This is a genomic window from Proteiniphilum sp. UBA1028 (assembly GCF_002316955.1).
GTDB lineage: Bacteria > Bacteroidota > Bacteroidia > Bacteroidales > Dysgonomonadaceae > Proteiniphilum.
The window spans coordinates 1-1,296 of record NZ_DCEN01000032.1; the positions used below are offsets into that span (position 1 = coordinate 1).

1 protein-coding gene is annotated in these 1,296 nt (G+C 37.4%); it reads right to left on the reverse strand.

Annotated elements, in window-relative coordinates; all coding sequences use genetic code 11:
- Positions 1-36: 36 nt before the first annotated feature.
- Positions 37-1,296, reverse strand: a 1,260-nt coding sequence (locus B3Z75_RS04635; RefSeq protein ID WP_294068211.1) for a hybrid sensor histidine kinase/response regulator transcription factor, incomplete at its 5' end; no start/stop codon positions are given.

Genomic DNA, 1,296 nt, shown 5'->3' on the forward strand with positions numbered 1-1,296 from the left:
AAGTCCCGCTCCGAGTACAATCAAAATGTTTTTTGATTAATCATTTTTCTTGCCATCAAGTGATTGCGAATAAACAGACGGAGGAACGCCAAATTCCTTTTTGAAACTGGAACTGAAATAACGAATATCTATAAATCCTACCTTCAAAGCCACTTCAGATACGGTATAAGCTCTATTTTTCAACATTTGTGCTGCCCGTTTCAACCGGATGCTTCGAATCAGTTCGTTGGGTGACAAGTTTGTCAATCCCTTTATCTTTCTGTAAAGCATCGAAGAGCTCAGATTCATTTCGGTTGCAAAGGTCATCACGTTGAACTTTTCATTGTCCAAGTTATTTTCAATGATTTCCATCGCTCTTGTCAGAAATCGATCTTCCGCAGATTTGAATTGGATATCTTTGGAGTTGACAATCAATTCCTGCTTCGATTTTTGTGCAATACTATCCTTGTTTTGGATTAACTGCATCATCCTTTTTTTCAGGTTATTTACATCAAAAGGTTTCGAAATATAAGCATCTGCCCCCTGTTCGTAACCCCTTTTTTTGTCGTCATCACCGGAGTAGGCAGTGATGAAAACGAATGGAATAACATTCATTAGAGGGTTTTCCTTTATTTTTCTGCACAGATCAAATCCCGTTTTATCGCCTTCGAAAACTACTTCCGAGATAATTAACCGAGGTTTTTCATTTAAAACTTCTTCGAATAGTTTATTGTGATTTGAAATAGGTTTCACACGGATGTGGGGACTAAAGACCTTTTCAATGAATTTAATAGTCTGAAGGTCATTTTCAACCAGATAAGCCAGTGGTGCATTTTCCAGATAGTACTCATCGATATTTACATTGAGCAATTCACTTTCTACGTATGCATCTATGTGGGTATATTTATCGTTGTTTTGATAAAGTTCTCCGATCTCCTGATCCTTAAAATGTGAATTTCCTAAGTGCAAATAAAATTTTATCTGTGTGCCAGATTCGCTACTTGTTAAGTTAATCTTACCATAGTGTAATTCCACATATTCTTTAGCCAGTGTAAGTCCCAGACCTATGCCGTTCCTGTGTGATTCCGAATTGGGAACAGTGACAAATCGCTCAAACACATTCTCCTGATACTCTCTTTTTATACCGGATCCGGTATCATTGATCTCTACCTGTAATGTGTTGCTGGCAGAGTCCAGGGTGCAGATAAATTGAACCATACCTCCTCTGGGAGTAAATTTATATGCATTTGACAGTAAGTTTAACAGGGTTATCTCGATTTTTTCACTGTCAAAAATCAGCTTTACATGCTCTACATT